23 protein-coding genes are annotated in these 24,317 nt (G+C 69.4%); 16 read left to right on the forward strand and 7 right to left on the reverse strand.

Annotation, left to right across the window (positions count from 1 at the left end):
• Positions 1 to 25: 25 nt before the first annotated feature.
• From FB381_RS08695 to FB381_RS08710, 4 genes are all read left to right on the forward strand, one after another.
• Positions 26 to 1,567 (forward strand): AMP-binding protein, encoded by a 1,542-nt coding sequence (locus tag FB381_RS08695; protein WP_141779915.1) that lies wholly within the window; start codon positions 26 to 28, stop codon positions 1,565 to 1,567.
• A gap of 132 nt (positions 1,568 to 1,699) precedes the next feature.
• Positions 1,700 to 2,488 carry a Nif3-like dinuclear metal center hexameric protein gene (locus FB381_RS08700; RefSeq protein WP_141779916.1) on the forward strand — a complete coding sequence of 263 codons (789 nt, stop codon included), beginning with the start codon at positions 1,700 to 1,702 and terminating at the stop codon, positions 2,486 to 2,488.
• Positions 2,489 to 2,545: 57 nt separating this feature from the next.
• Positions 2,546 to 3,259: a zinc ribbon domain-containing protein gene (locus FB381_RS08705; protein ID WP_141779917.1), complete on the forward strand. Its 714-nt coding sequence runs from the start codon at positions 2,546 to 2,548 to the stop codon at positions 3,257 to 3,259.
• Positions 3,256 to 3,942 carry a histidine phosphatase family protein gene (locus tag FB381_RS08710; RefSeq protein WP_141779918.1) on the forward strand — a complete coding sequence of 229 codons (687 nt, stop codon included), beginning with the start codon at positions 3,256 to 3,258 and terminating at the stop codon, positions 3,940 to 3,942. The genes FB381_RS08705 and FB381_RS08710 overlap by 4 nt, the downstream gene beginning before the upstream one ends.
• A 116-nt stretch (positions 3,943 to 4,058) precedes the next feature.
• Here FB381_RS08710 and yaaA read toward each other — a convergent pair whose 3' ends face one another.
• Entirely contained in the window at positions 4,059 to 4,835 is a 777-nt protein-coding gene (gene yaaA, locus FB381_RS08715; protein WP_141779919.1) for a peroxide stress protein YaaA, read from the reverse strand.
• 18 nt (positions 4,836 to 4,853) lie between these two features.
• On the opposite strand from yaaA, the gene FB381_RS08720 reads away from it, so the two are divergent.
• Positions 4,854 to 6,317: an RNB domain-containing ribonuclease gene (locus FB381_RS08720; RefSeq protein WP_141779920.1), complete on the forward strand. Its 1,464-nt coding sequence runs from the start codon at positions 4,854 to 4,856 to the stop codon at positions 6,315 to 6,317.
• Between the two features lie 75 nt (positions 6,318 to 6,392).
• Here the strand turns inward: FB381_RS08720 and FB381_RS08725 are convergent, their stop codons facing one another.
• Positions 6,393 to 7,325 carry a TauD/TfdA dioxygenase family protein gene (locus tag FB381_RS08725; protein ID WP_141779921.1) on the reverse strand — a complete coding sequence of 311 codons (933 nt, stop codon included), beginning with the start codon at positions 7,323 to 7,325 and terminating at the stop codon, positions 6,393 to 6,395.
• Between the two features lie 121 nt (positions 7,326 to 7,446).
• On the opposite strand from FB381_RS08725, the gene FB381_RS08730 reads away from it, so the two are divergent.
• From FB381_RS08730 to FB381_RS08740, 3 genes are all read left to right on the forward strand, one after another.
• Complete coding sequence (locus tag FB381_RS08730) at positions 7,447 to 8,727, forward strand: hydroxyacid-oxoacid transhydrogenase (RefSeq protein WP_141779922.1); 1,281 nt, start codon at positions 7,447 to 7,449, stop codon at positions 8,725 to 8,727.
• Between the two features lie 69 nt (positions 8,728 to 8,796).
• Positions 8,797 to 10,008 (forward strand): Bcr/CflA family efflux MFS transporter, encoded by a 1,212-nt coding sequence (locus FB381_RS08735; protein ID WP_141779923.1) that lies wholly within the window; start codon positions 8,797 to 8,799, stop codon positions 10,006 to 10,008.
• Between the two features lie 35 nt (positions 10,009 to 10,043).
• On the forward strand, positions 10,044 to 10,469 hold the full coding sequence (locus FB381_RS08740; protein WP_141779924.1) for a PaaI family thioesterase: 426 nt from the start codon (positions 10,044 to 10,046) through the stop codon (positions 10,467 to 10,469).
• A gap of 30 nt (positions 10,470 to 10,499) precedes the next feature.
• On the opposite strand, the gene FB381_RS08745 is transcribed toward FB381_RS08740, so the two are convergent.
• A complete protein-coding gene (locus tag FB381_RS08745) occupies positions 10,500 to 11,249 on the reverse strand; it encodes an SGNH/GDSL hydrolase family protein (RefSeq protein WP_211352369.1) in 750 nt (249 codons plus the stop codon).
• A gap of 291 nt (positions 11,250 to 11,540) precedes the next feature.
• Between FB381_RS08745 and FB381_RS08750 the strand changes: the two genes are divergently transcribed.
• Together FB381_RS08750 and FB381_RS08755 are read left to right on the forward strand one after the other, a co-directional pair.
• Complete coding sequence (locus FB381_RS08750) at positions 11,541 to 12,791, forward strand: sensor histidine kinase (RefSeq protein ID WP_141779925.1); 1,251 nt, start codon at positions 11,541 to 11,543, stop codon at positions 12,789 to 12,791.
• Positions 12,788 to 13,447, forward strand: a complete 660-nt coding sequence (locus FB381_RS08755; RefSeq protein WP_141779926.1) for a response regulator transcription factor — start codon at positions 12,788 to 12,790, stop codon at positions 13,445 to 13,447. Before FB381_RS08750 ends, FB381_RS08755 begins: the two co-directional genes overlap by 4 nt.
• Before the next feature lie 17 nt (positions 13,448 to 13,464).
• Here the strand turns inward: FB381_RS08755 and FB381_RS08760 are convergent, their stop codons facing one another.
• Together FB381_RS08760 and FB381_RS08765 are read right to left on the reverse strand one after the other, a co-directional pair.
• Entirely contained in the window at positions 13,465 to 14,016 is a 552-nt protein-coding gene (locus FB381_RS08760) for a DUF4822 domain-containing protein (RefSeq protein ID WP_141779927.1), read from the reverse strand.
• A gap of 82 nt (positions 14,017 to 14,098) precedes the next feature.
• Positions 14,099 to 15,940, reverse strand: a complete 1,842-nt coding sequence (locus FB381_RS08765) for a flavin-containing monooxygenase (RefSeq protein WP_141779928.1) — start codon at positions 15,938 to 15,940, stop codon at positions 14,099 to 14,101.
• A 107-nt stretch (positions 15,941 to 16,047) separates the two neighbouring features.
• Here FB381_RS08765 and FB381_RS08770 point away from each other — a divergent pair, with 107 nt between their 5' ends.
• Positions 16,048 to 17,232 carry a sigma-54-dependent transcriptional regulator family protein gene (locus FB381_RS08770; RefSeq protein ID WP_141779929.1) on the forward strand — a complete coding sequence of 395 codons (1,185 nt, stop codon included), beginning with the start codon at positions 16,048 to 16,050 and terminating at the stop codon, positions 17,230 to 17,232.
• Positions 17,233 to 17,268: 36 nt separating this feature from the next.
• On the opposite strand, the gene FB381_RS08775 is transcribed toward FB381_RS08770, so the two are convergent.
• Together FB381_RS08775 and FB381_RS08780 are read right to left on the reverse strand one after the other, a co-directional pair.
• On the reverse strand, positions 17,269 to 17,979 hold the full coding sequence (locus FB381_RS08775; protein ID WP_141779930.1) for a cache domain-containing protein: 711 nt from the start codon (positions 17,977 to 17,979) through the stop codon (positions 17,269 to 17,271).
• Complete coding sequence (locus FB381_RS08780; RefSeq protein WP_211352370.1) at positions 17,976 to 18,686, reverse strand: FadR/GntR family transcriptional regulator; 711 nt, start codon at positions 18,684 to 18,686, stop codon at positions 17,976 to 17,978. The genes FB381_RS08775 and FB381_RS08780 overlap by 4 nt, the downstream gene beginning before the upstream one ends.
• Positions 18,687 to 18,866: 180 nt before the next feature.
• Between FB381_RS08780 and FB381_RS08785 the strand changes: the two genes are divergently transcribed.
• The 5 genes from FB381_RS08785 to FB381_RS08805 are packed head-to-tail and all read left to right on the forward strand — an operon-like array spanning position 18,867 to position 24,313.
• Positions 18,867 to 19,988, forward strand: a complete 1,122-nt coding sequence (locus FB381_RS08785) for an ABC transporter ATP-binding protein (RefSeq protein ID WP_141779932.1) — start codon at positions 18,867 to 18,869, stop codon at positions 19,986 to 19,988.
• Positions 19,989 to 20,013: 25 nt separating this feature from the next.
• Positions 20,014 to 21,189: an extracellular solute-binding protein gene (locus FB381_RS08790; RefSeq protein ID WP_141779933.1), complete on the forward strand. Its 1,176-nt coding sequence runs from the start codon at positions 20,014 to 20,016 to the stop codon at positions 21,187 to 21,189.
• A gap of 1 nt (position 21,190) precedes the next feature.
• Positions 21,191 to 22,108: an ABC transporter permease gene (locus tag FB381_RS08795; RefSeq protein WP_141779934.1), complete on the forward strand. Its 918-nt coding sequence runs from the start codon at positions 21,191 to 21,193 to the stop codon at positions 22,106 to 22,108.
• Positions 22,109 to 22,121: 13 nt separating this feature from the next.
• Complete coding sequence (locus tag FB381_RS08800) at positions 22,122 to 22,922, forward strand: ABC transporter permease (protein ID WP_141779935.1); 801 nt, start codon at positions 22,122 to 22,124, stop codon at positions 22,920 to 22,922.
• Positions 22,923 to 22,957: 35 nt separating this feature from the next.
• Entirely contained in the window at positions 22,958 to 24,313 is a 1,356-nt protein-coding gene (locus tag FB381_RS08805) for an NAD-dependent succinate-semialdehyde dehydrogenase (protein WP_141779936.1), read from the forward strand.
• Positions 24,314 to 24,317: the final 4 nt, after the last annotated feature.

Below are 24,317 nucleotides of genomic sequence, written 5' to 3' on the forward strand. Positions count from 1 at the left end.
TCACTTCGATGTGTGGAGGTAGCCAGTGTTCGTCCCGTTCAGCGTCAACGACTTCATCGATCGCGCCGCGTCGGTCTACGGCCAGCGGGTGGGGGTCGTCGACGAGCCCGACCAGCCGGCGGAATCCCTCGGGGAGGTGACGTACGCCGAGATGAAGTCGCTCGCCAAGCGCATGGCCGCAAAGCTCGACGAGCTCGGCGTCGGCGCGGGTGAGCGGGTCGCGATCGTCTCCCACAACTCGGCGCGGCTGCTGACCGCGTTCTACGGCGTCAGCGGCTACGGCCGCATCCTGGTGCCCATCAACTTCCGGCTCCGGCCCGACGAGGTCTCCTACATCGTGGAGCAGTCCGGCGCCTCGGTGCTGTGGGTCGACCCCGAGGTCGACGAGGCGCTCGCGGAGGTGACCGCGAAGCACCGCTTCGTGCTCGGCGACGACGCCAACCTCTACGCCGCCGAGGGCGCCGAGCCGACGCCGTGGGAGCCCGACGAGAACGCGACGGCGGCGATCAACTACACCTCCGGCACCACCGCGCGGCCGAAGGGGGTGCAGATCACCCACCGCAACATCTGGACCAACGCGATGACCTTCGCGCTCCACGCCGGCTGCAGCGACCGCGACGTCTACCTGCACACGCTGCCGATGTTCCACGCCAACGGCTGGGGGATGCCGTTCGCGGCCACCGGCCTCGGCATCAAGCACGTGGTGCTGCGCAAGGTCGACGGGATGGAGATCCTGCGTCGCGTACGCGACCACGGGGTCACCTACATGTGCGCCGCCCCGGCGGTGGCCGCCGCGGTGCTCGACGCGATCCCGGAATGGACGCGCACCGAGGGCGAGATCCCCGGGCGCGACAAGGTGCGCATCATCATGGCGGGCGCCCCGCCGCCGACGAAGACGGTCGTGCGGGTGCAGGAGGAGCTCGGGTGGGAGTTCATCCAGATCTACGGTCTCACCGAGACCTCGCCGCTGCTGACCATCAACCGCACGCGCGCAGAGTGGGACGACCTGGACCCGATGGAGCAGGCCGCGAAGCTGACCCGCGCCGGCGCTCCCGCGATCGGCGTGAGCCTGGACGTCACCGACGGCAACGAGGTGCTGGCTCGCTCCAACGTGGTGCTCGAGGGCTACTGGGAGAAGCCCGAGGAGTCCGCGAAGGCGCTCGCCGACGGCTGGTTCCACACCGGTGACGGCGGCAGCATCGGCGACGACGGCTACCTGACCATCTCCGACCGGATCAAGGACGTCATCATCACCGGCGGTGAGAACGTCGCGTCCGCCGAGGTGGAGGACGTGCTCTTCCTGCACCCCTCCGTCGCCGAGGTCGCCGTCATCGGCATCCCCAGCGAGAAGTGGGGCGAGACCATCCTCGCGCTCGTCGTGCTCGCCGAGGGCGCATCGGCGACCGAGGAGGAGCTGATCGCCTGGAGCAAGGAGCGCGCGGCGGGATACAAGGCGCCGACGGTCGTCGAGTTCCGTGACTCGCTCGCGCGCACGGCGACCGGCAAGCTGCAGAAGTTCAAGCTCCGTGAGCCCTACTGGGGCGACCGCGACCGCAAGGTCAACTAGCCGCGCCTTCGGCTCGCGGCCGGTGGATGCTCACCGAGGTAGCTCGGTGAGCATCCACCGCTACCCCGTCGAGGCGTGCAGCGATCGGGGCGTACGCCGCGACCGAGCTGCGCTGGGATCTAGGCTGCTCCCATGCCGACGCTCACCGATGTCACGACGCTCCTGGACGAGTGGTATCCGCCCCCCACCGCCGACGACTGGGACGCCGTCGGACTGGTCTGGGGCGAGCCCGCCCAGGAGGTCTCGAAGGTGCTCCTCGCCGTCGACCCGACCCAGCCGGTCGCCGAGGAGGCGGCCGAGTGGGGAGCCGACCTGGTCGTCGTGCATCACCCGCTGTTCCTCAAGGGTGTGCACGGGTTCGCCCCGACCACACCGAAGGGGCGGACGCTCTCGACGCTGGTCTCGGCCGGCTGCGCGCTGCTCACCGCCCACACCAACGCCGACCAGGCGCTCGGTGGCGTCTCGGAGTCGATGGCGTTGGCGCTCGGCCTGAGCTCGCTGGCGCCCCTGGTGCCGGGGGAGTCACCAGAGGTCGGCACCGGGCGGGCCGGCACGGTCGCGCCCACGACCCTGGGTGCCTTCGCCGAGTCGGTGGCCGCCGCGCTGCCCGCCACCGCGGCCGGCATCCGGGTCGCCGGCGACCTCGACCGACCGGTCTCCTCGGTGGCGCTGTGCGGTGGAGCGGGCGACTTCCTGCTCGATCAGGTGGCGGCGTACGACGTCTATGTGACCAGCGATCTGCGTCACCATCCGGCCTCGGAATTTCTCGAGAAGGGCGGCGCGCTGATCGACGTGCCGCACTGGGCGGCGGAGTGGACCTGGCTGCCTGTCCTGGCGAGGCGGCTGAACGAGGCCTGGGGCGATACGGTGGAGACCCGGGTCTCGCAGATCGTCACCGATCCGTGGACCTTGCGCCTGTGACTGCCGCGCCCATGAACAACTGAGGAGAATCCGCTGAAAGCCGACCCGTTCGCCCAGGTGAAGCTGCTCGACGTCTGTGAGCTCGACTCGCGCGCGCTCCAGCTGCGCCACCGCCGAGCACACCTGCCGCAGACCGCCGTCGTGGAGGAGCTGCAGGCTTCGAAGAAGACCACCGACGATGCCCTACGCGATGCGCGGATCTCTCGCGACGACCTCGAGCGGGTGCAGAAGAAGGCCGACGCCGACGTCGAGTCCGTCAAGACCCGTCGCCGGCGTGACCAGGAGCGGATGGACTCCGGCTCTGTCGGCGCCAAGGACCTCGAGCGTATGCAGCACGAGCTGGCCACCCTCGACCGTCGCATCTCGGTGCTCGAAGACGAGGAGCTCGAGGTGATGGAGCAGCTCGAGGGCGCGCAGGCCACGGTGACCCGGCTCGAGACCGAGATCGCCGAGATCGAGGACAAGCTCACCGTCGCGCTCGAGTCGCGCGATGCCGAGACCGCCAAGATCGACACCGAGCTCGCCGGTCTCGCCGAGGAGCGGGTGCCCGCCCTCGAGGGCATCCCCGACAACCTTCTCGCCGTCTACACCCGGCTCGCCGAGAAGCTCGGCACCGGCGCCGCCGAGCTGCGCGCGCGTCGCTGCGGTGGCTGCAACATCCAGCTCGACCCTGCCGAGATCGCGCGCATCCGAGGCCTCGCCGCCGACGAGGTCGTACGCTGCGAGGAGTGCTCGCGCATCCTGGTCCGCACCGCCGAGTCGGGGCTGTGAGCGCGAAGACCTCGCGCGGCTGGAGCGCCGGTGCGGCCGCGACCACGCTGGTTCTCGTACGCCACGGCGTCACCAAGCACACCTCCTCGATGGCCTTCTCGGGCGGGCTCGGCGGCGACAACCCGCCGCTGACCCAGGAGGGTCGCGAGCAGGTGCGGCTGAGTGCCGAGTGGCTGCGTCCGCTGGCCTCGTCGGTCTCCACCGTCATCACCTCGCCGGTGCGACGCACCGTGGAGACCGGTGATATCGTCGCCGGCGCCCTCGACGCCGAGCTCGTCGAGGAGCCTGGCTTCGCCGAGCTGGAGTTCGGCGAGTGGGACGGGCTGACCTTCGCGGAGGTCGTCTCCCGCTTCCCCGACGAGATGAAGGCCTGGATGGGCTCCTCCGCGGTCGCCCCTCCCGGTGGCGAGTCGCTCGCCGACTGTCATGAACGCGTCCAGGATGCGCTCACGCGAGTGCTTGCCGCGCACGCCGGAGAGACGGTCGTCGTGACGACCCACGTCTCGCCGATCAAGCTCCTCGTCGCCGCCGCCCTCGGCGCCCCGCCCGACGGCGCGTTCAGCATGGAGCTCGCCCCCGCCTCGGTCACCGTCGTCTCCTACTTCGCCGACCACCGCGCCTCCATGCGCCTGTTCAACGCCCTCCCCGCCGCCCGCGACCCCTTCGCCGCCGGCACCTTCTGACCCCACGCCGAGTCGGCTCGTTCTAACGCGCCGACTCGGCGAGGATTTCGGTCAGGACGCGCCGACTCGACGAGGAAATTGGTCAGGACGAGCCGACTCGGCGGGGATGGGGCAGATCAGATCTCGGTGACGATCACGTCGAGCTGGGTGCCCTTCTTCGTCGGGGCGCCTTGCTCGACGGTCCAGCCGAGGTCGCGGAAGGCGTCGGCGAGCTTGGTGGGGTTTCGAGGGTTGGCGCCGGACTCGAGGAGGGCGCGGACGAGGCGGCCCTTGGTGGCCTTGTTGAAGTGGCTGACGACCTTGCGGGTGCCGTTGTGCTCGTGGAGCACGCGCACGGTGGCCGTGCGGGCGGCGCTCGTGTCGGGACGCCAGAATGCGGCGTACGTGCCGGACCGGAGGTCCACCAGCATCCCGTCGCCGAGAGCCTCGGTCATCCCCGGCTCGAGATGGTTGCGCCAGTGGGCCTGGATGCCGCCGATGCCGGGCAGGGTGGTGTCACCCGAGAGCCGGTACGCCGGGATGCGGTCGGCCAGGCCGACGAGCCCGAAGACCGAGCTGGTGACCATGACCCGGCTGGTCGCGCGCCGCTTGGCCGCGGGCGAGAGGGTCGCGGGGGAAAGAGCGTCGTAGAGGACGCCGGTGTAGATCCGGTCGGCGCGCGCGGTCGGCGCCTCATGCAGCCGGGCGTTGAGCGCGACCAGCTCGGGCTGGGTCTTCGGGATGCCGAGGATGTCGACGGCCTCCTCGGGCCGGGTCTGGCAGAGCTCGACCAACGCGTCGAGCACCTTCGTACGCGCGGGGTTGAGCACGGGGAGCGAGAGCGAGTCGACCGAGAGCGAGCTGCCACGACTCGGTGCGGTTTTACCTTCGGACGGCGGCAACAGGATCAGCACGTCGATATCGTGCCTGGTATGTCATCTGCCCGCATCATCCGGGTGGCCAGCGCCGACGACGGCGTCGCCGCCACCACACTTCGCGAAGGGATCGCCGCGCTCCAGGCGGAGCTGGGGGTGAGCGCCGAGTTCCCGCCCGAGGTGGAGGAAGCGGCCGCGGCCGCCGCGGCGCAACCGCGGCTGCCGGATCTCGACCGCACCGACCTGCCGTTCGTCACCATCGATCCCGAGACCTCGATGGATCTCGACCAGGCGCTCCACCTTGCCCGCGAGGGCGACGGCTATGTGGTGCACTACGCGATCGCCGACGTCGCCGCGTTCGTCTCGCCCGGTGACCCGGTCGACCTGGAGGCCAACAGGCGGGGCGAGAGCCTCTACGCGGCCGATGCGAAGATCCCGCTGCACCCCAAGGTGCTCTCCGAGGACGCAGCCTCGCTGCTCCCCGACCAGGTGCGCCCCGCGCTGCTGTGGACCCACAAGCTCGACGCCACCGGCGAGGGCATCGAGACCATCGTCGAGCGTGCGCTGGTGAGGTCGCGGGCGAAGCTCTCCTACGACGGTGTGCAGGCGATGTTCGACGGCGAAGGCTTCGGTGACGGCGACTACGCCGAGTCGCTCGGCCTGCTCCAGGAGATCGGCGAGAAGCGGATCGCTCTCGAGGCCGAGCGCGGCGGGGTGAACCTGCCGCTGCGTGACCAGGAGATCTCGGTGGAGGGCGACCAGTGGTCTCTCGAGTTCCGCGACATGCTGCCCGTCGAGGACTGGAACGCCCAGCTCTCGCTGCTCACCGGCTTCGCGGCGGCCGACCTGATGGTCTACGCCCGGGTGGGTCTGCTGCGCACCCTCCCCGAGCCCGACCCTCGTGACGTGCAGCGGCTGCACCGTACGGCGCGGGCGCTCGGGCTGGAGTGGCCGGCGGAGATGCTCTATCCCGACTTCATCCGCACCCTCGACGGCAAGAACGGCACGCATGCCGCGATGGCGATCGCCTGCACCCGGCTGCTGAGGGGGAGCGGGTATGCCTCGTTCAACGGCGAGCTGCCCGAGCTGACCGAGCATTCGGCGCTGGCCAGCGAATACATGCACGTGACCGCGCCCCTGCGCCGGCTCATCGACCGCTATGCCGGCGAGGTCTGCCTGGCCCTGTGTGCCGACGAGCCGGTGCCCGACTGGGTGGTCTCCGCGTTCATCACGCTGCCGGAGACGATGCAGGCCTCGGGCCGGCTGAGCGGCGCCTACGAGCGCGGTGCCGTCGACCTCGTCGAGGCCGGCGTGCTCGCCAAGCGGGTCGGCGACACCTTCACCGCGGTGGTCGTCGAGGTCGAGGAGAAGGACGAGACGCAGGGCTCGATCACCGTCGAGGCACCTGCCGTGGAGGCGAAGGTGTCCGGCTCGTCGCCGCTCCCGCTGGGCGAGGAGGTTCAGGTGCGGCTCGAGTCGGCCGACGTCGTGGCCCGGAAGGTCACCTTCACGCTCGCCTGACTCGGCCGCCCCGCGCGGGTTCGGGGCGGCCGAGAGTCTGTTCAGGAGACCAGTCTGTTCAGGCGACCAGTCTGTTCAGGAGATCAGGTCGTCGAGACGGTTGTAGACCTCGGCGGAGCCTTCGATGACCCGGCTGTGCTCGCCGCCGATCGACACGGGCACATCACCCTGCACGGTGATGCGTCGCACCTCGCGCGGCTGCTGGTCGAAGTCGGCGACGGCGTAGTGCTGGGTGGCGCGGTTGTCCCAGATCGCGACGTCGCCCTGCTGCCAGTGCCAGCGCACCGTGTTCTCGAGCGCCGTGACCCGATCCTGGAGCAGGTTGAAGAGCGTGGCGCTCTCCTTCTGGTTCAGGCCGCTGAAGTGCTTGACGAAGTGCCCCAGCACCAGCGTGCGCTCACCGGTCTCCGGGTGGATCCGGACCACAGGGTGCTCGGTCTGGTAGATCGTCGCGATGAACTCCTCGCGCTTGCGCGCGGCCACGTCGTCGGTGGAGTCGGCCTGGTCGGGACGTACGTAGTCGTAGTCGTTGGAGTGCACCGCCCACAGGTCGTCGACCAGCGCCTTGAGCTGCGGGTGGAGCCTCTCGTACGCCGTGGCGGTGTTGGCCCACACGGTGTTGCCGCCGTAGTCGGGGATCTCCACGCCGCGAAGGATCGAGAATGCCGGCGGGCGGTCGACGAAGGTGACGTCGGTGTGCCACGAGTTGGCGGCCATGCCGCGGTTGGCCTTGAGGGTCAGCACCCTGGCGCTGCCGGTGTTGACGGTCGGGTGGGGTGTGGTGAGGGCGCCGAGACGCTCGCCGAAGGCGATCTGCGCCCGGTCGTCGAGGTGCCCCTGGTTGCGGAAGAAGACGACCTTGTTCTCCAGGATCGCCGCACGGATCTCGGCGATCGTCTCGGCGGAGAGATCTCCGGAGAGCGTCACGCCGTCGATGCGGGCTCCGATCCGGCCGCCGACCTTGTGCACGGTGAGCTCGGTGGCGGGACTGGCTTCGGTGATGGTCATTCTCGGTCTCCTCTGCGGTTCCGGTTCGCATGATCTGACTTAAGTTTAGTGAAATACAAGACTTAATGTCGGGTCGTCTCATCCCTCGTTCAGACACCGGGCGGCCGATATCGTGCGAGCCATGACCCACGCCACACCTGAGACCGTCTTCACCTACGGTTCCCCGCAGCTCAAGTTCGGCACCGGCGCGTCGGCGGAGATCGGCTACGACCTCGCCGGGCTGGGCGCTCGGCGTGCGCTCGTCGTCACCGACCCCGGCATCTCCGCGACGGGGCTCCCGCAGCGGGTGGGCGAGCAGATGAAGGCGTACGACGTCACTGCCGTCGTCTTCGACGGCGTGCATGTCGAGCCGACCGACGAGAGCATGCGGGCCGCCGTCGAGTTCGCCCGCGCGAACGGGCCGTTCGACGCGATCGTCGCCGTCGGTGGCGGCTCGAGCATCGACACCGCGAAGGCGGTCAACCTGCTGACCACCAACGACGGTGACCTGATGGACTACCTCAACGCCCCGGTGGGTGCCGGCCGGGCGCCGAGCAACCCGCTGCTGCCGCTGGTCGCGGTGCCGACCACGACCGGCACCGGCGCGGAGTCGACGACCGTGTGCGTGCTCGACGTGCTCTCGCTCAAGGTGAAGACCGGGATCTCGCACGCGCGCCTGCGGCCCACCCTGGCCGTCGTCGACCCCGACCTGATGATGACCCAGCCGGCCGGCGTCACCGCGGCGGCGGGGATGGACATCCTGTGCCACGCCCTGGAGAGCTACACGGCGCGCCCCTACACCTCCTACGCCCGCAAGGAGCCGTCGCAGCGGGTGCCCTACTGCGGCGCCAACCCGATCTCCGACATGTGGTCGGAGAAGGCGCTCTCGCTGCTCGCCGGGTCGTTCCGGCAGGCCGTCGCGCACGGTGAGGACACCCTCGCGCGCGGGGACATGGCGTTCGCGGCGACCTTCGCCGGCCTCGGGTTCGGCAACGCCGGGGTGCACATCCCGCACGCCAACGCCTACCCGATCGCCGGCCGGGTACGAGGCTTCCACCCGCAGGGATACCCCGCCGACGAGGCGATGGTGCCGCACGGGATGGCGGTCTCGCTGACGGCGCCGGAGGCGTTCCGCTACACCTTCGACGCCGCCCCGGAGCGCCACCTGCGCGCCGCTCGGCTGCTCGCTCCCGGCGTCGAGGAGACGGGTGAGGAGCGCGATCTGCTGCCTCGCGTGCTCGCCGACCTGATGCGCGATATCGGCATCCCCGCCGGCATCGGCGAGGTCGGCTACACCACCGCCGACATCCCCGACCTGGTCGACGGCGCGCTCAAGCAGCAGCGCCTGCTCGCGACCGCGCCGAAGGAGCCGTCGGCCGAAGACCTGACCGGGATCTTCGAGAGGTCGATCACCCTCTGGTGAGGGAATGCCCGGCGGGGTCGGCCCGTTGGGTTGGTTGTCGTCTTCAACCAACCTCCGGAGGTCTCCTCGGTGACGTCAGTCCCGCCGCGGCTCTTGCTCGCACTCGCTCTGCTCTCGGCTTCCGCGCCGCTCGCGATTGACTTCTACCTACCCTCCTTCCCGCAGATCGGGTCCGATCTCGAGGCGGCGGCGAGCAACGTACAGCTGACGCTGACCGCCTTCCTGATCGGGCTGGCGCTCGGGCAGATCGCCTGGGGTCCGGTCTCCGACCGGTTCGGGCGGCTCAAGCCGCTGATGATCGGATCGGTCGTCGCCGCGCTGGCCGGGGTGCTGGCGGCGCTGGCGCCCAGCGTCGAGCTGCTGATCGCGGCACGTTTCGTCCACGCGCTCGCCGCCGCCGCGGGGATCGTGATGGCGCGGGCGATCGTGGCCGACGTGCTTCACGGGTTCGCGGCCGCGCGGGCGATGTCGATCATGATGTCGATCAGCGGGATCGCGCCGATCCTGGCGCCGGTGGTCGGCGGTGCCATCGCCGGGGTCGTGCCGTGGCGCGGAGTGCTCGGCATCGTGGCCGCGATCGCGGTGGCGCAGGTCGTCTGCGTCGTCCTGGTGATCCGCGAGTCGCTCCCGGCCGAACGACGCACCAGCAAGGTCGAGTACGCAGACCTCGGCCGCCTCCTCGCCAAGCCCGCGTTCCTCGGCTACACCCTGACGCAGTCGCTCACCTTCGCCACCCTGATGACGTACGTCTCGTCCTCCTCGTTCCTCTACCAGTCGGTGATCGGCACGTCGGCGGCCGTCTACGGCATCGGGTTCGCGATCAACGCCGGCTTCCTGACCGTCGCCGGGCTCGTCTCGGCGCGGCTGGCCAAGCGTCAGGTGCACCCGGCCCGGATCATCCGCGCCGCGCAGCCGGTGCTCGCCGGGGCGGCGCTGGTCGCCCTCGTCGTCGCGCTCGCGCCCGTGCCGAAGGTGCTGATCCTGCTGCCGATCGTGGTGGCCACGACCTGCGTCGGGTTCATCATGGGCAACACCGGAGCGCTCGCGATCGAGCAGGCTCGCCCCTCGGTCGGTGCCGGATCGGCGCTGATGGGCGGGATCATGTTCCTCGGCGGCGGGCTCGCCTCACCGCTCGGTGCGGTCGCGGGCGACCACACCGCCGTGCCGCTGGCGATCACCATGGTGGTCACCTCGACCCTCGGCGCGGCCGCGTTCTCCTTCGCGCGTCGTTCGGTGGCCCGCAACCCGGAGTCGGAGGCGGCGTTCGCCACCGCCGCCTGAGGGCGTGCCATCAGGTTGCCCGGTAGGTTGCAGGCATGGCGGAGACACCTGCGGTGACGGCCTCCGAGGCCGAGGCGATCCTGGCGAGCCAGCCCTTCAGCAGGCTGATCGGCGTCGAGGTCGGCGAGGTCGGCTACGGCCACGCGACATTACGGATCCCGCTACGTGAGGAGCTGCTGCAGCAGTTCGGCACCGTCCACGGAGGCGTGCTCTCCTACGCCGCCGACAACTCGCTCGCCTTCGCCGCCGGCACGGTCCTGGGGCCCAACGTGCTCACCCGCGGCTTCTCCGTCGACTTCCTGCGGCCCTCGAACGGCGACCACCTGCGTGCGTACGCAGAAGTGGTCAACCACACCAGCCGCAACGCGCTGACCCGCTGCGAGATCTTCACGGTCGGCACCGACGGCTCCGAGGCGCTGGTCGCTGCGGCCCAGGGGTCGATCGCTCGGGTCGATCGCTGAGGCCCCGCCCGGTGTCGACCCGGCCGGGGCTCAGCTGTTGATCGGGGTCCAGGTGGGGAACTTCGCGGCGCGGCCGTCGCCGGAGGAGCGACCCGTGAGGCGGCGGTGGATCCACGGGCCGACGAACTCGCGGTAGTAGGCGAGCCCCGTCTTGCCCTCGGCACCCGCGAAGTCGAGGTCCCACCAGCCTTCGGGCACCTCGACGCCGAGCGAGTCGAGCACGCGGGCGGCGACGCGGTGGTGGCCGCGGGCGTTCATGTGGAGTCGATCCTCCGACCAGAACCGGCCGTCGGTGAGCGTGGTGTCGGGCCAGTTGTAGGCACGTACGACGTCGTCACGATCGGCGACGCGCTTCTCGACCAGGTCGCACAGCGCGTCGCCGCGCCTCTGGAAGAGCTTGCCGAGCGGGAGCCGGGCCGACGGGTTGGCGCCGGAGAGCAGGATCAGCGTGATCCCGTGGGCGTCGCACGCCTCGAGCACCGGGTCGAGCTGCGCGGCGATCACGTTGGCGTCGGCCTTCGGGCGCAGCATGTCGTTGCCGCCGCCGTTGAAGGAGAGATGGGTGGGCTTCAGCGCCAGCGCCGCGGGCAGCTGCTCCTCGATGATCGGGCGGATCAGCCGACCACGGATGGCGAGGTTGGCATACTCCACCCGCGTGCCGGACGCGGCCCAGCCCTGGGCGACCAGGTCGGCCCAGCCGCGCACGTGGCCGTCAGGCATCTCGTCGCCGACGCCTTCCGTGAACGAGTCACCGATCGCGACGTATCGCACTGCCTCCACGAGTCCTCCAACCGATAGCCATCTGGCATCCATCGCCAGCCTTTGCATCCTAGTGGCGTGTCGCCGAAGTTCCTAAGCGCTTCGCTCCGCCATGGCACGCACCTCGCCGCGTTGGCGCCCCTTGAAAGACGCCCGGTATGACTACGGGACGCCGCCTTGCGATGCACGCACCCTGACGACGCCAACCGTTCAGGAACTTCGGCGACACGCCACTGGTCCGCCCAGGGACGCACGCTCACATCCGTCCCCGGGTGGACGCCGCGCAGCCGTCGGCTCCTCTACGGTGGGGGAGTGGAGGAGCTGGTACGCCGTCCCTGGCGGCTCGGGCGGGTCGGGCGTGTGCTCGTCGACCTCACCGTCGCCGGGACCGCCTTCGTGATCATCGCGTTCTATCTCAGCGGTGCCGTGAGCGGCGAGTGGTCGGTCATCGGCACCAAGAGCCGGCTGACCGCCGCGCTCGTGGTGCTGGTCGTCGCCGCACAGCTCGTGCCGCTGCTGTGGCGCCGGCGCCACCCGCTGATCGGCTTCACGATCGTGTCGCTCGCCCACGCCGCGCAGGTGATCCTCATCGACAACCCGTTGGGCTCGCAGATCGGCTTCCCGGTCGCCGTCTACGCGGTGGCCCGCTACGCCAGCGCACGCTGGGGCCTCGCCGCCCTCGCCGTCGGGCTGTTCGGGGCGGGGCTGGCGGTCTACGACTGGGTGGTCACCTTCAACTACTCCCCGGAGGTCGCGGCGTCGGTCGATCCTCCTGACTTCGGCGCCTACCTCTCCATGGGGCTCGCGGTGGCGAGCTTCCCGGTCGCGGGGTGGGCGTTGGGTGCGCTGGCGCGCACCAGGGCGGCCTACGTCGACTCGCTGATCGAGCGCAACGAGCAGCTGCACCGCGAGGCCGAGCAGCGTGCCGCGCTGGGCGCGACTCAGGAGCGCGCCCGGATCGCCCGCGAGATGCACGACGTGGTGGCCCACGGGCTGAGCGTGATCGTGGTGCAGGCCGACGGTGCGCGCTACGCGGCCGTGCAGGACCCGTCCCTGGCTCCCGCCGCGCTGGAGACGGTCGCGCAGACGGCACGGGAGGCGCTGGCGGAGATGCGACAGCTGCTCGGCCTGCTGCGCGACGGCGATGCGCTGACCCGCCCGCAGCCGCGGTTGGGCGACATCGCGACCCTGGTCGAGGAGGCGCAGGCAGGTGGCGCCGCGGTGACCGCGACGCTGCCGGGCCTGGAGGCGGTGGTGCCGGAGGGAGTCGCACTGACCGCGTTCCGGGTCGTGCAGGAGTCGCTGAGCAACGTACGCAAGCATGCCGGGCCCGGCGCCGCGGCCACCGTGACCGTGACGGCCGACGGCGACACCCTCGCGGTCGAGGTCGTCGACGACGGCCGGGGCGCCGCCGCCGACCCCACCGAAGACTCCGGCGGGCTCGGGCTGGTCGGCATGCGGGAGCGCATCGCCGCCCACGACGGGACACTCGAGGCGGGTCCGGCCTCCGGCGGCGGTTTCCGCGTCTACGCCACGCTCCCTCTGGTAGGACTGGCGCAGTGACGATCCGTGTCTTTCTCGTCGACGACCAGGAGCTGGTGCGAGCCGGCTTCCGGATGCTGATCGACTCCCAGGCCGACCTGAGCGTCGTCGGCGAGGCCGGCGACGGTCGAGAGGCCCTCGCCGCGTTGGACAGGACCGACGCCGACGTCGTCCTGATGGACGTACGCATGCCGCACATGGACGGTGTCGAGGCGACCGGTCTGATCGCCGGTCGTGAGGCCGCGCCCCGGGTGATCGTGCTGACCACCTTCGACCTCGACGAGTACGCCTTCGCCGCCATCAGAGCGGGCGCTGCGGCCTTCCTGCTCAAGGACGCCCGCCCCGAGGATCTGCTCACGGCGATCCGTACGGTGCACGCCGGCGACTCCGTCGTCGCGCCGAGCACCACCCGCCGCCTGCTCGAACACTTCGCCGCCGCGGCCCCGGCGTCCACCCCGGCAGCCACCGGGCAACGCCTGGCCGACCTGACCGAGCGTGAGCGCGAAGTCCTCACGTTGGTGGGCGGCGGCCTGTCCAACACCGAGATCGCCGACGCCTTCGTGGTCGCCGAGGCCACCGTGAAGACCCATGTCGGCCGGCTGCTGGCCAAGACCGGTTCTCGTGACCGCGTCCAGCTGGTGGTGCTGGCCTACGAGACCGGCCTGGTCGGCCGCTGACGCCCTGACCGACGAGGTCAGTTGGCGGGCTCGGCGTGGTCGGTCGGCGTGTGGACGATGTCGAAGTAGACGGACCTGTCGTTCTCGGCGGGGAAGACCCGGTAGGTGAACTCGTCCTCGGTCAGGGTGACGATGTCCGAGTCGCGCTCGAACATGACCTCGCCGGCCTCGTCCTTGGCGACGATGTGGCGGGTCCTGCCGTCCTCGGTGACGGTCCAGTCGCCCTGCATCTTCGGGGTGTCGTCGAGGTTGTACATCGTGAACGTGCCGTCGGCGTCGAAGTAGGCCCAGCCGACGAAGGTCGAGACGCCCTCGTCCTCGAGAGGCACGTCCTTGCCGTCCTGGTCCACCGCACCGGTGGTCTCCCAGGCGGTCGAGGCGAGCACGTCGGACGGGGTGGCGGTCTGCGCCGACTCGGTGGCCTGCTGGGACGTACTGGCCTGCTCGGAGCCGGAGGTGGCACCGTCGGCGGTCGTGCCACAGGCGGCGAGGACGGCCGCGGTGGCGAGGGCGGCCAGGGACGTGGCGGCGAGGCGGACGGGCTGGGTGGAGATCGTGGAGTTCGTCATGCCTCAACGATCGCCCGATCGCGGCCCGCAGCCATCTGGCAACGGGCCACGATCGGATAGCCGATCGGATGATGCTCGCCTGCTACGAGAGGTGATGCACCGGCGCCAGGTTGTAGATCGGCGTCTCGATCCCCTCGAAACGGGCCTTGAGCTGCAGCGCCAGATAGAGCGAGTAGTGGCGCGACTGGTGCAGGTTGCCGCCGTGGAACCAGAGCGCCTCCTGCTGGGTCGGCTTCCACATGTTGCGCTGCTCGCCCTCCCACGGGCCGGGGTCCTTGGTGGTCTCCGAGCCGAGCCCCCAGCACTTGCCGACGCGATCGGCGACCTCCTGGCTGATCAGGTCGGCTGCCCAGCCGTTCATGGAGCCGTAGCCGGTGGCGTACACGACCAGGTCGGCGGGGAGCGCGGTGCCGTCCTCGAGGACGACGGACGTCTCGGTGAGGTGGGAGACCTGTCCGTGGGCGAGCTTCACGTCCCCGTCGGCGACCAGCTCGGCCGAGCCCACGTCGATGTAGTAGCCCGAGCCGCGGCGCAGGTACTTCAGGAACAGCCCCGAGCCGTCGTCGCCCCAGTCGTGCCGGAACCCGGCCTTCTCCAGCCGCGCGTAGAAGTCCGCGTCGCGCTCGGCCATCTGCTCGTACAGCGGGATCTGGAACTCGTGCATGATCCGGTAGGGGAGCGAGGCGAAGACCAGGTCGGCCTTCTCGGTGGTCATCCCGGAGGCGAGCGCGCGCTCGGAGTAGAGGTCGCCGAGGCCGATGTCCATCAGGGTGTCGCTCTTCACGATGTGGGTCGAGGAGCGCTGCACCATGGTCACGTCGGCGCCGTGCTCGAAGAGCGCGCCGCAGATGTCGAAGGCCGAGTTGTTCGACCCGATCACCACGACCCGTTTGCCCTCGTACGCATCCGGCCCCGGGTGCTTGGAGGAGTGATGCTGTTCGCCCTGGAAGATGTCCATGCCCGGCAGCTCGGGGATGTTCGGCTTGCCGGACATCCCGGTGGCCATGATGAGCTGCTTCGGGTGGAGGGTGATCTCCTCCCGGCCACGCGTGACGTTGACCGTCCACTCCCCGGCGGCCTCGTCGTAGGAGGCACCCGTGGCGGTGGTCGAGGACCAGTAGGGCACCTCCATCACCTTGACGTAGGACTCCAGCCAGTCGCCGATCTTGTCCTTGGGCGCGAAGACCGGCCAGTTGTCGGGGAACTTGAGGTAGGGCAGGTGGTCGTACCAGACCGGGTCGTGGAGGCACAGCGACTTGTAGCGGCCGCGCCACTGGTCACCGGGGCGCTCGTAGCGGTCGATGACGAGCGAGGGCACCCCGAGCTGGCGCAGCCGCGCACCGAGCGCGATGCCGCCCTGCCCACCGCCGATGACCATCACGTACGGCTGCTCGGTCAGGCCCAGCGTCTCCGCCTCCGCCTGCCGCTTCTCGGCCCAGGTCACCCGGTCGCGGTTGACGCCGTGCTCGGCACCCTTCGGGCGACGTACGCCGCGGGGCTCCTCGTGGCCCTTGAGCTCGTAGAGCGTGGTCAGGAAGGTCCAGGCCTTCGGGCTCTGCCCACCGTCTGGGCCGTCCTCAACCTTCAGCCGGAGCAGGCCACGCCCGCGCCCGATCGCGGTCTCGAACGTGAACCACGCCGTGGTCACACCGGCGTCGGTCGCCTCGGGCTCCTCGAGCGTGAAGCCGGAGGGGTCGACGCGGTCGAGGGTGCTCTCGAGCAGGTCGGCGACCCCGGTCGGGTCCTCGACGGTGGTGATGTTCCAGGAGAACGCGACCAGGTCGCGCCAGAAGCTCTTGGTGGCGAACAGGCCGGCCGCCCGGGGGATGTCGCGGGCCTTCAGCGCGGCCTCGAAGTCGGCGAGCCAGGTCTGTGCCGGGCCGTTCTGCACGCCCGGGGGAGGGGAGTCGAGTGTCTGCGTCATGCCTCCAGCACACCGCCGCGCGGGCGCGGGCGACAGGGTTGCAACGGATTGCATGTGGCGCGGGTCACAGGAAAGCACCTACCCTCGGAGACGGAGGTGCACGCCAGATGACAGTGACCGGAGCAGTCCCGGCGGGAGCCGACCTGCCGCGCCTCGCCCGTGACCTCGTCCGCGTCCACGACGCGGTCCTCTCCGGCAGCCGCCCACCGAGCACACCCCGGATCCTGGTCGAGCGCTCCTGGCGCCGCGTGATGAGCATGGGCCTGGAGCCCGGCAGCAGCAACGGCAGGCGTACGCCCTCGGCCGCCGAGTGCGCGGCCCGGAGGGCCCGCTCGCCGTTGGCGAGGGTGATCAGCGACCTGCGAGCGGTGCTGACCTCGGCCGCGGACGCGGCGACGTACCTCATGGTGGTCACCGACGCCGAGGGGGTGGTGCTGTGGCGCGAGGGCTCGGCGCGGGTGCTCAGGATCGCCGACCGGCTCGGCTTCGTGGAGGGAGCGTTGTGGACCGAGCGCGCCGTCGGCACCAACGCGATCGGCACCGCGCTGGCCGAGGCGGCGCCGGTCGAGCTGTTCTCCGCCGAGCACTTCGAGCAGGCGCAGCATCCCTGGTACTGCACGGCTGCTCCGATCCACGACCCCCGCACCGGCGATCTGCTCGGTGTCGTCGACGTCAGCGGCCCGGCCCTGACCCTGCACCCGGCGATCGGCGCGCTGGTCGAGAGCGCGGTGCGGGTGGCCGAGATGTCGCTGTGGCGCCGCCACCAGGACTGGCTCGAACGGCTGCGTCGCGAGACCGACCACGTGGTCTCCGGGGTCGACGGTCCGCTGCTGGTCGTCGACGACGACGGCTGGGTGGCCCACCATGCCGGGATGGCCGCACGCGACCGGATCGCGGCGCCCCGGCAGGACAAGATGCTGACCGTCCCAGGGCTGGGGCTCTGCCTTCCCGAGCGTGTCGGCGAGCGGGGTTGGCTGGTGCGCCCGAGCTCGTCCGAACCGGGCACGCTCGAGGCCCGGCTCGACCAGGCCGGCACCCTCGAGGTCGCCTCGGAGTCCGGGCGCTGGCGCACCACGCTGACCAGGCGACACGTGGAGATCCTCAACCTCGTCCACCGCGCCGGCCCTGCCGGGCTCACCGCCCGCCAGCTCAGCGAGGCCGTCTTCGGCGACGCCGAGCACATCGTCACCGTCCGCGCCGAGGTCTCCCGGCTGCGCCGCTCCATCGGGGCGTTGGTCGCGACCAACCCCTATCGCCTCGCCGAGGGGGTCACCTTTCTCCCGTCGCGCTGAACCGATGGCTCGGCGGGGACGAGATCCCGGCTGACGCTAGTCCGCAGGAACGACCGCGAACGGAGTATCGGGGATCGGGAGGGTCGGTGCTCGGCGGTCGAGGTCGCTCGGCCGAAGCAGGTCGCCGCAGAGATGGCTGCCGCTGTTGCTGGAGAGGATTCGGCCGAAGTTGTTGACCACCGCCATCCGCCGGCTGGCCTTGCGGAGGGCGGGGACCATGGCTTGCTCCGCAGTCTTGACCGACACGTCGGCACCGGCGACGCCGAGGAAGGTTCCCCGGACGATCACAGGCGCGGTGAACGTCAGGGTGTACTCCTCCGTGCACATGTAGTCGACGTACGGTCCGGTCACGTGTCGACGGCCGGTCTCACGCGGGATGGTGAACCAGGGGAGGTGCTCGTAGTCGTAGAACCCGATCGCCTGTGGGTCAGAGTGTGTGAGAAGCCGTTGTGGGCGACCGTCGGCGTCGCTCGTGAACCACTCCAGCCACCATTCGGCGTCCTGGATGACCCGTGGCGCCGCCACGAAGCCGGCCCCCTGGATCAGCACCGGGCGTTCACCAAGCATGGGGAGAACGACAGGCTCGACCTCGAACAGGTCCGCCCGCCGAGGTGCAGTGTGCTCGGTGAGCGTACCGGTGACGGTCGTGGCGATCCTGTCGACGCGTTCGAACGCTTGGCTGACCAGGTTCGTGACGACGTCACGGACGGGCGCTGTTTCGTCGCTGGACAGCGGTCCTGATGTCATCGGTGCACCTCGCTGAGCTGATAGTCGATGAGATTGAGCTGGTAGTCGATGAGACGCGCGGTGGAGTCGGCCACCCGCTGCTCGGCCGCCGCACGCGCTGCGGCTGGATCGCCGTGCGCGATCGCCGCGACGATCTGCTGGCAGCTGCGCGCCATCTGGGCGTGACTGCTGTCGTCTCCGAACGCGAGCCACATGAGGGTCCCGAACTCCGCTTGAAGTCTGACCTCCTCGCGGTAGAGGCGCGGAGACTGCGCGGCCGAGGCCATCTCGATGTGGAAGTGCGCGTCTGCCCGTCGCCGGGCGTCCGGGGTCTCCGCACGGTCGAGAAGGTTGGACACACGTTCCAGCCGATCGATGTCCTCAGGGGTCGACCGGCGGGCGGCGAGCGCAGCGCTGGTTCCGGAGATGGCGGAGTAGACGTCACCCAGATCGCGCAGCTCGCCGAGGCTGAAACCGATGAGCCGACGTCGAGCGAGCTCGTTGATCCCGTCCTCGGGCGTACGCACGAAGCTGCCACCGCGGCGACCACGGCGGGTCTTGATCAGCCCCTCAGAACGCAGCACGGACAACGCTTCGCGGACTGTCACGGTCGAGACGCCGAAAATGCTCGCGAGATCGAGCTCGCCTGGCAGCTGCTCGCCGTCCGGGAGCAGTCCGAGCGCGATCGCATCGGTGAGGCGTCGCACGACGAGCTCGGATCTGCTCATCGATTCGAGAGGTGAGAAAACGGCCGCCGCTGCGCGGCCGTAGAACGACAACGTCATCTGTCCCTCCCGATGGACGAGGCCGCCCATCGGCCTCGTCCACATTGTTGCAGGGGACCCTTGTGCATTGAACTATGAAATCATATCTTATCGCTTACCTGTTAGTGACGAAAGGCACATTCCATGGCTCTCTCGACCGGCGATACCGCGGAGGTCGGCCTTGACAGCGCCCCGTCGATCTCGATCCGAGGCTTGCGCAAGACCTACGACGAGGTGGTCGCGGTCGACCATGTCGACCTGGACATCGCCGACGGAGAGTTCTTCTCGATGCTCGGCCCATCGGGGTCGGGAAAGACGACCATGCTGCGTCTCATCGCCGGATTCGAGATGGCGACGGCCGGAACGGTCCACCTCGGCGGGACCGAGGTGACGAGGGCTGCGCCGTTCGAGCGTGACGTGCACACGGTCTTCCAGGACTACGCCCTCTTCCCGCACATGAACGTTCTCGACAACGTCGCCTACGGGCTTCGCGTGCGGGGGATGGGCAAGCAGCAGCGGCGCGACCGCGCGCAGGCAGCTCTCGACCGGGTCCGACTGGGGCATCTCGGCACTCGTCGGCCGCGGCAGCTCTCCGGCGGGCAGCGACAGCGGGTCGCGCTGGCCCGGGCGATCGTGCTCGAGCCGAAGGTCCTGCTGCTGGACGAGCCGCTCGGCGCACTTGACCTCAAGCTGCGCGAGCAGATGCAGGTCGAGCTCAAGCAGCTCCAGCGTGACCTCGGCATCACCTTCGTCTTCGTCACCCATGATCAGGAAGAGGCCCTCACGCTGAGCGACCGGATCGCCGTGTTCGACGCGGGCCGCATCCAACAGCTCGGGACGCCTCGCGAGATCTACGAGCACCCCGCTTCGGCGTACGTCGCTGGATTCGTCGGCACGACGAACCTCCTCGACTCGGCCACCTCCGAGCGCCTGCTCGGAGTGAGCTCCGATCATGCGTTGCGACCGGAGCGACTGCGGCTCTCCGCCGCGACCGACGCCGGATCGGGATCTGACGATGAGGTCAGGCTCGAGGCGACCGTGACCGAGACGATCTACCTCGGTGCCGGGAACCGGGTGCATCTACGCACCACCGATGGCGTCGAGCTGATCGCGTTCGAGCAGTCCACGGGCGCCATCCAGACCACTGAACACCGAGGTGACCACGTCACGGTCCGGTTCGCCCGCACCGACGCCGTCCGCCTGGGCCATGGGGGTCGAGCCGAAACCGGCCTTCCCGCGGCCGAGCAGCTCCAGCCATCGAAGTGAACCTCAACAGAAATCGGAGAAGTTGATGAAGAACACCATCCGGAAAGGCCGCGTCGTCGCAGCCTGCCTGACACTGCTCTCGGTCTCCGCGCTCAGTGCGTGCGGCAGCGAGGAGAAGAAGACCGCTGCGGCCGAGGAGGTCGGTAAGGCGGAGGGTCAGGTCTCGATCCTGGCCTGGCCCGGCTACGTCGAGGACGGCACCAACGATCCCAAGGTGGACTGGGTCTCGGACTTCGAGAAGAAGACGGGCTGCCAGGTCACCAGCAAGACGTACGGCACCTCCGACGAGGCGTTCAACCTCGCCAAGTCCGGCGAGTACGACGTCGTCGCCGCATCGGGAGACCTGTCGCTGCGGTTGATCGCCTCCGACGAGGCACAGGCGATCAACACCGATCTCGTCCCCAACTACGCCAACGTCTACGACTTCCTCAAGGACACCGAGTGGAACACGGTGGACGGCAAGAACTATGGCGTCCCGCACGGCTACGGCGCCAACCTGCTCATGTACAACAAGAAGAACTTCGCCAAGAAGCCGACCTCGTGGGGTGCGGTCTTCGACAAGCAGACGCTCGAGAAGAACAAGGGCAAGGTCACCGCCTACGACTCACCGATCTACATCGCCGACGCAGCGCTCTACCTCATGAAGACCCAGCCCGACCTGGGTATCAAGAACCCGTACGCGCTTGACCAGAAGCAGCTCGACGCCGCCGTCGCACTGCTCAAGGAGCAGCGCCAGTACGTCGGTGAGTACTGGTCTGACTACCTCAAGGAGGTCCAGGCCTTCGAGTCGGGCGACTCCGTGGTCGGCACAACCTGGCAGGTGATCAAGAACAACGTCAAGAACGGCGACGTCGACGTGACCCTGCCCTCCGAGGGCGCCACCGCGTGGAACGACACCTGGATGATGTCGTCGCACACCAAGAACCCGAACTGCGCCTACCTGTGGATGGACCACATCCTCAGCCCGGAGGCCAACGCCCAGGCGACGGAGTACTTCGGTGAGGCACCCAACAGCCCCGAGGCCTGTGCCAAGACGACCGACCCCAAGCACTGCGAGACCTTCCACGCCGGGGACGAGGAGTACGCCAAGCAGCTGTGGTTCTGGCGGACGCCGGTCAAGGAGTGCCTCGACGGCCGCACCGACGTCGAGTGCACCGACTACGCCGCGTGGACCGAGGCGTGGACGGGCATCAAGGGCTGAGATGACCACCACGTCCAGCGTTCCTGACGCCCGGCGAGGCCGGGCCACCGACCCCTCACGGGGGCCGGTGGCCCGGCCGGCCTCCCGGCTGCTGCACCGGCGGGCCCGGCTCCGGCTGGCTCTCCTGCTCTCCGCGCCGCTCACCTGGCTGGTTCTGGTCTACGTCGTCGCGCTGGCCGCACTCCTGATCACCTCGCTGTGGTCGGTCGACAGCCTCACCAGCGAGATCGACCGCACGTGGACACTCGACAACTTCCGCACCTTGGTCGAGAACGAGATCTACCGCACCGTCGCGGTCCGCACGGTCGGCGTGGCTCTGGCCGTGACCGTCATCGACGTCGTGATCGCGTTGCCGATCGCCTTCTACATGGCAAAGGTGGCCACGCCCCGAGTGCGCAGGATGCTGGTCGTGGCCGTGCTGACTCCGCTGTGGGCCAGCTACCTGGTGAAGGTGTTCTCCTGGCGAGTGGTGCTCTCCGAAGGCGGACTCGCCGACTGGACCGGCATCGGCTCGCCCGGTTACGGCATCGCCGCGGTGATCATCGCGCAGTCCTACATCTGGTTGCCGTACGTGATCCTGCCGGTCTTCGCGGCACTGGAACGCGTCCCGGACTCGCTGCTCGAGGCAGCCGGCGACCTGGGGGCACCGAGCCGGATGGTCGTACGCACCATCGTACTGCCGCTGTTGGTCCCCGGCATCGTGGCGGGGGCGATCTTCAGCTTCTCGTTGACGATGGGTGACTACATCACCGTCAACATCGTCGGCGGTGCCAGCCAGATGCTCGGCAACCTGATCTACATCAACGCCGGCGCAGCGAACAACCTGCCGCTCGCCGCAGCGATCGCGATGATCCCGATCATCGTCATGGTGGTGCTGCTGACCGCCATCCGTCGCACCGGCGCCTTGGACAACCTCTGATGGAGGCCTTCCGATGACCCTGAATCGCTCATCCCGTATCGCCTTGGCCGGGATCACCTTCGGCGTACTGGCGCTGATCTATCTGCCTCTGCTGATCGTCGTCGCAAACTCGCTCAACCCGAGCCAGTCGATGACCTGGCCACCTGCCGGCGTGACCGTCGAGTGGTGGGAACGAGCCTGGCACAGTGTGGGGGCACGCGAGGCGCTGGTCACCAGCCTGCAGGTCGCCGTGATCGCGACCGTGCTCGCCCTCGTCCTGGGGACCTTGCTGGCGCTGGCTCTTCAGCGCTACTCGTTCTTCGGGAAGAACGCCGTCAACCTGCTGGTGATCTTGCCCATCGCCCTGCCGGGCGTGGTCACCGGAATCGCGTTGAACAACGGGTTCAGGGGGATCCTCGGGGTCGACCTGTCCATCTGGACGATCGTGGTCGCGCACGCGACGTTCTGCATCGTCACGGTGTTCAACAACGTCCAGGCCAGGCTGCGTCGCCTGGGCACGACCTTCGAGGAGGCGTCCGCAGATCTCGGAGCCGGCCTGTTCACCACGTTCCGGCTGGTCACGCTGCCGCAGCTCCGGTCAGCCCTGCTGGCCGGTGGCATGCTCGCGTTCGCGCTCAGCTTCGACGAGATCATCGTGACCACGTTCACCGCCGGCGGGGGCACGAACACCCTGCCGATCTGGATCCTCAACAACATGTTCCGGCCCAATCAGGCCCCGGTCGTCAACGTCGTGGCGGTGGTGCTCATCGCCTTCTCCGTCGTGCCGGTGTGGCTCGCTCAACGTCTGTCCGCAGACGTCGAGGGCGTCCGCTGAACACCTCCATCTCTACCCCAGCAAGGAGCAACCCCATGACAGAGACGAGCACGACCTACGCCGTACGCAACCCCGCGACCGGAGAGCTCGTCGAGACGTTCCCCACCGCCACCGACGCAGAGATCGCCGCCGGGGTCGACGCAGCCGCTGCCGCGTACGCCTCGTGGGGGAGCACGACCTCGGCCGCCACGCGGGCCGGTCTCGTCCGCCGTGCCGCCGATCTGCACCTGGAGCGCCGAGCCGAGCTGGCCGCGGCGATGGTCGAGGAGATGGGCAAGCCGCTCGCGGACGCCGAGGCGGAGGTCGATTTCTCCGCCGCCATCTACGAGTTCTACGCCGCCAACGCCGAACGATTTCTCGCGGAGGAGGAGATCGCCCTCGGTGAGGGCGAAGGGACCGCGGTGATCCAGCGGAGGCCGGTCGGCGTGCTGCTGGGGATCATGCCGTGGAACTTCCCTGCCTACCAGATCGCCCGCTTCGTCGGTCCGAACCTCGCGATCGGGAACACCATCGTCCTCAAGCACGCCCCTCAGTGCCCGCGCTCAGCGGCGCTCCTGGAGCAGATCTTCCGCGACGCCGGCTTCCCCGAAGGTGCCTACGTCAACGTCTATGCCACCAACGAGCAGGTTGCCGACATCATTGCGGACCCCCGGGTTCAGGGCGTCTCGCTGACCGGCTCGGAGCGTGCCGGTGCGGCGGTCGCCGAGATCGCGGGCCGCAACCTGAAGAAGGTTGTGCTCGAGCTCGGCGGGTCCGACCCGTTCGTCGTGCTGTCCAGCGGCGACCTCGATGCCACCGTGGACGCAGCCGTCTTCGCACGCATGGACAACGCCGGTCAGGTCTGCAACGGCGGTAAGCGGTTCATCGTCGTCGATGACCTCTACGACGACTTCGTCCAACGGTTCACCGACAAGCTCCTGGCCGCCTCGGCGGGATCGCCCCTCTCCTCGAGCCGGGCGGCCGACGTGCTCACCGACCAGGTCGAGCAGGCGGTTGCGGGCGGGGCGACCCTGGTCAGCGCGGGAGAGCGCGATGGCGCCTTCTACCCGAGCGGAGTGCTGTCAGGCATCACGACCGACAACCCCGCGTACGGTCAAGAGCTGTTCGGGCCGGTCGCGATGGTGTTCCGTGCCAGCGACGAGGACGACGCCGTCAGGATCGCGAACGACACCCCGTACGGCCTCGGCTCCTATGTCTTCTCTGCTGACCCGGCCCAGGCCCAGCGGGTCGCGGACCGGATCGAGGCCGGCATGGTCTTCGTCAACGGGGTAGGTCTGGACGCGGCCGAACTGCCCTTCGGAGGGATCAAGCGATCAGGTTTCGGGCGCGAGCTCGGCCGCTTCGGAATGGAGGAGTTCGTCAACAAGAAGATGATCCGCACGGTGACCTGACGGA

Origin of the sequence: Nocardioides albertanoniae, assembly GCF_006716315.1 — a bacterium.
GTDB classification, from domain to species: domain Bacteria; phylum Actinomycetota; class Actinomycetes; order Propionibacteriales; family Nocardioidaceae; genus Nocardioides; species Nocardioides albertanoniae.

Coding starts and splice junctions, on each gene's coding strand:
- FB381_RS08765 (WP_141779928.1), bottom strand. CDS start 15,940: ATGACGCAGACACTCGACTCCCCTCCCCCGGGCGTGCAGAACGGCCCG.
- FB381_RS08795 (WP_141779934.1), top strand. CDS start 21,191: ATGACCACCACGTCCAGCGTTCCTGACGCCCGGCGAGGCCGGGCCACC.
- FB381_RS08805 (WP_141779936.1), top strand. CDS start 22,958: ATGACAGAGACGAGCACGACCTACGCCGTACGCAACCCCGCGACCGGA.
- FB381_RS08790 (WP_141779933.1), top strand. CDS start 20,014: ATGAAGAACACCATCCGGAAAGGCCGCGTCGTCGCAGCCTGCCTGACA.
- FB381_RS08780 (WP_211352370.1), bottom strand. CDS start 18,686: ATGAGCAGATCCGAGCTCGTCGTGCGACGCCTCACCGATGCGATCGCG.
- FB381_RS08800 (WP_141779935.1), top strand. CDS start 22,122: ATGACCCTGAATCGCTCATCCCGTATCGCCTTGGCCGGGATCACCTTC.
- FB381_RS08770 (WP_141779929.1), top strand. CDS start 16,048: ATGACAGTGACCGGAGCAGTCCCGGCGGGAGCCGACCTGCCGCGCCTC.
- FB381_RS08730 (WP_141779922.1), top strand. CDS start 7,447: ATGACCCACGCCACACCTGAGACCGTCTTCACCTACGGTTCCCCGCAG.
- FB381_RS08740 (WP_141779924.1), top strand. CDS start 10,044: ATGGCGGAGACACCTGCGGTGACGGCCTCCGAGGCCGAGGCGATCCTG.
- FB381_RS08760 (WP_141779927.1), bottom strand. CDS start 14,016: ATGACGAACTCCACGATCTCCACCCAGCCCGTCCGCCTCGCCGCCACG.
- FB381_RS08700 (WP_141779916.1), top strand. CDS start 1,700: ATGCCGACGCTCACCGATGTCACGACGCTCCTGGACGAGTGGTATCCG.
- FB381_RS08725 (WP_141779921.1), bottom strand. CDS start 7,325: ATGACCATCACCGAAGCCAGTCCCGCCACCGAGCTCACCGTGCACAAG.
- FB381_RS08720 (WP_141779920.1), top strand. CDS start 4,854: ATGTCATCTGCCCGCATCATCCGGGTGGCCAGCGCCGACGACGGCGTC.
- FB381_RS08775 (WP_141779930.1), bottom strand. CDS start 17,979: ATGACATCAGGACCGCTGTCCAGCGACGAAACAGCGCCCGTCCGTGAC.
- FB381_RS08785 (WP_141779932.1), top strand. CDS start 18,867: ATGGCTCTCTCGACCGGCGATACCGCGGAGGTCGGCCTTGACAGCGCC.